We start from the raw sequence: 3,799 nt of genomic DNA, 5'->3' as shown, positions 1-3,799 counted from the left end.
AAAAGCAAAAACCGCCGGAGCCGACATGGCTGAGGCGGTTTCGCAAATATCGTTGGTTGCGGGAGTAGGATTTGAACCTACGACCTTCAGGTTATGAGCCTGACGAGCTACCGGGCTGCTCCATCCCGCGGAACCTGGCCAACTGGCCTGATTTGCCTCATTTTTATATTTTGAGGCATTTTCGTCATCGTCGAGAGATACGTTAACCGAAGTCGTTTACTAGGTTTGGCGATGACCTACTCTCCCACACCTTAAGATGCAGTACCATCGGCGCTACGGTGCTTAACTGCCGGGTTCGGGATGGGACCGGGTGTTTCACTCGCGCTATGATCACCAAACCGAGTAAACGGCTTCGGTTGATGCGCCCATTTTTGGGCTGTCCAAGTCAGTATTCTGATTGTGTGTATGCTTTTGATTTTGCCGTAAAAGTCTGTCTTTTACTGGATCAAATCAAGCCTATCGGACCATTAGTACCGGTCAACTGAACGCATTGCTGCGCTTACATCTCCGGCCTATCGACGTGGTGGTCTACCACGGTCCTCAGGGATACCTTGTTTTGAGGGGGGCTTCCCGCTTAGATGCCTTCAGCGGTTATCCTGTCCGAACATAGCTACCCTGCACTGCTGCTGGCGCAACAACAGGTCCACCAGTGGTTCGTTCACCCCGGTCCTCTCGTACTAGGGGCAACTCCTCTCAAGTATCCTACACCCACGGCAGATAGGGACCGAACTGTCTCACGACGTTCTAAACCCAGCTCACGTACCTCTTTAAACGGCGAACAGCCGTACCCTTGGGACCTGCTCCAGCCCCAGGATGAGATGAGCCGACATCGAGGTGCCAAACACTGCCGTCGATATGGACTCTTGGGCAGTATCAGCCTGTTATCCCCGGCGTACCTTTTATCCGTTGAGCGATGGCCCTTCCACTCGGGACCACCGGATCACTATGGCCGTCTTTCGACTCTGCTCGACTTGTCAGTCTTGCAGTCAGGCTGGCTTCTGCCATTGCACTCAACGAGCGATTTCCGACCGCTCTGAGCCAACCTTCGCGCGCCTCCGTTACGCTTTAGGAGGCGACCGCCCCAGTCAAACTACCCGCCACACAGGGTCCCGGATCCGGATAACGGACCGCGGTTAGACATCAAGCAGAGCAAGGGTGGTATCTCAAGGGAGGCTCCACGATGACTGGCGTCATCGCTTCAAAGCCCACCACCTATCCTGCACATGCTCGGCCTAATGCCAGTGTGAAGCTGTAGTAAAGGTGCACGGGGTCTTTCCGTCTAACCGCGGGAAGCCTGCATCTTGACAGGCAATTCAATTTCGCTGAGTCGATGTTGGAGACAGCGGGGAAGTCGTTACGCCATTCGTGCAGGTCGGAACTTACCCGACAAGGAATTTCGCTACCTTAGGACCGTTATAGTTACGGCCGCCGTTTACCTGGGCTTCAATTCGGAGCTCTCACCCCTCCTTTTAACCTTCAGGCACCGGGCAGGCGTCAGACCCTATACGTCGTCTTGCGACTTCGCAGAGCCCTGTGTTTTTAGTAAACAGTCGCCACCCCCTGGTTTGTGCCCCCAGCCAATACTTGCGTAGAAACTGGGCCTCCTTCTCGCGAACTTACGGAGGTATTTTGCCGAGTTCCTTCAACATCGTTCTCTCAAGCGCCTTGGTATGCTCTACCAGTCCACCTGTGTTGGTTTAGGGTACGGTCTGATGGAGGGCTATTTCCAGGAACCAATCAACGGCCCCCCCAATCCAATAAGGGGGAACAATCTTCATGATCCGTCACATCCTCCTGGCCCAGTAATATTAAACTGGTTCCCATCGGCTACGCATTTCTGCCTCGCCTTAGGGGCCGGCTTACCCTGCTCAGATTAGCTTTAAGCAGGAACCCTTGGACTTTCGGCGAGAGTGTCTCTCACACTCTTTGTCGCTACTCATGTCATCATTCTCACTAGTGATCTCTCCACCGGATGGCTCACGCCCCGGCTTCATCGAAAGAACCTAATCCTCCATGACATTCCGAAGAATGCTAAAGAGGAAAGGTCCTATGTCACACTACGCTCTGCTACCATGCACTATGTGCATCCTAGACTTCGGCTCATGGCTTGAGCCCCGTTACATCTTCGCCGCAGGACAACTTAATTAGACCAGTGAGCTGTTACGCTATCTTTAAAGGATGGCTGCTTCTAAGCCAACCTCCTGGTTGTTTTGGTCGTCCCACCTGCTTTCCCACTTAGCCATGAATTAGGGGCCTTAGTCGTAGGTCAGGGTTGTTTCCCTCTCCACTACGGACGTTAGCATCCGCAGTGTGTCTGCCATCTAGTACTCCCGGGTATTCGGAGTTTGGTTAGGATCAGTAAGCCTGTGGGGCCCCATTACCCATCCAGTGCTCTACCCCCCGGGGTATTCGGATGACGCTCTACCTAAATAGATTTCGCAGAGAACCAGCTATCTCCGAGTTTGATTGGCCTTTCACCCCTAGGCACAACTCATCCCGATCTTTTTCAACAGATGTGGGTTCGGCCCTCCAGTAAGTGTTACCTTACCTTCAGCCTGGTCATGCCTAGATCACTCGGTTTCGGGTCTGATCCACCTAACTCATGCGCCCTATTAAGACTCGCTTTCGCTGCGCCTACACCTAACGGCTTAAGCTTGCTAGATAGACCAAGTCGATGACCCATTATACAAAAGGTACGCCGTCAGCTCGCAAGGAGCCTCCGACTGATTGTAGGCGTTCGGTTTCAGGAACTGTTTCACTCCCCTCGTCGGGGTGCTTTTCACCTTTCCCTCACGGTACTGGTTCACTATCGGTCAGTAAGGAGTACTTAGCCTTCGAAGGTGGTCCTCCGATCTTCAGACAGAATTTCACGTGTTCCGCCCTACTTAATACATCCGATCATGCTTCCTATACGGGGCTATCACCCGCTATGGCCATGCTTCCCAACATGTTCTAGTCACAATCTCGGCTTGGCTGGTCCCCGTTCGCTCGCCGCTACTAGGGGAGTATCAATTGATGTCCTTTCCTCCGGGTACTTAGATGTTTCAGTTCCCCGGGTTTGCTCTTAAGACCCTATGTATTCAGGTCAAAAGTACCTGGTTAAGCCCATTATTGATGTCCTACCGCTTCGCTACTTGAGGACTGGCCTCCCGTAACAAATCGCAGGGTCACAATAACAAACTTTCAGGTGGGTTCCCCCATTCAGAAATTCATGGATCAAAGCTTATTCTCAGCTCCTCATGACTTATCGCAGAGTATCACGTCTTTCATCGCCTCTTACTGCCAAGGCATTCACCAAACGCCCTTCTCGCGCTTGATTTGATCCAGAAAAAGAAAGACTTGTTTGATGCCCTATCGCATTGCTGCTTAAGGACGAAGTCAATCGCGACCCCTTCAGCTGGTAACTAAAAAGGGATCCTTATTCTGAACCAAAAGTCATACATTTTTTCCCGCTCTTCATCTTGGAACCCGAACTGCCGATGGTCATCGGCCCCATCCGGAAGATGAAGAACAATTTGAGCAATCTCTCGATTGCTCGGGTTAGTGTACTTGACTTGGACAACTCTGTTCGTTTCAGCTGGCAGACACATGATTGGTCGAGGAAACAACCGTTACATATGCTCGCTCCGTCTCGCCGTTCACCCTTGCGGATTACTATGGCGATACAAAGCACCAAACTGAGATCATCCCCGTACTTAGGGCGATCAAACAGTGTTGATTGTTACTTCAAGATTACTCTCAAAGTAACGTGTATCTCTCTAAACGATGTCAATGTCATCCAATTGGATGGTTAAGAACT

At 51.7% G+C, this 3,799-nt stretch carries 1 tRNA gene and 2 rRNA genes; all 3 read right to left on the bottom strand.

Annotation, left to right across the window (positions count from 1 at the left end):
- Positions 1-53: 53 nt before the first annotated feature.
- The 3 genes from CLV88_RS22635 to CLV88_RS22625 all read right to left on the bottom strand — a co-directional run bounded on the left by CLV88_RS22635 (position 54) and on the right by CLV88_RS22625 (position 3,319).
- Positions 54-130, bottom strand: a tRNA-Met gene (locus CLV88_RS22635).
- 93 nt (positions 131-223) lie between these two features.
- Positions 224-338: ribosomal RNA gene (gene rrf / locus CLV88_RS22630) — 5S ribosomal RNA — on the bottom strand.
- A 108-nt stretch (positions 339-446) separates the two neighbouring features.
- Positions 447-3,319: ribosomal RNA gene (locus tag CLV88_RS22625) — 23S ribosomal RNA — on the bottom strand.
- Between the last annotated feature and the right edge of the window lie 480 nt (positions 3,320-3,799).

The sequence above is a fragment of the Shimia abyssi genome, from assembly GCF_003014475.1.
GTDB lineage: Bacteria > Pseudomonadota > Alphaproteobacteria > Rhodobacterales > Rhodobacteraceae > Shimia > Shimia abyssi.
This window is presented reverse-complemented; position numbering and strand designations above follow the sequence as displayed.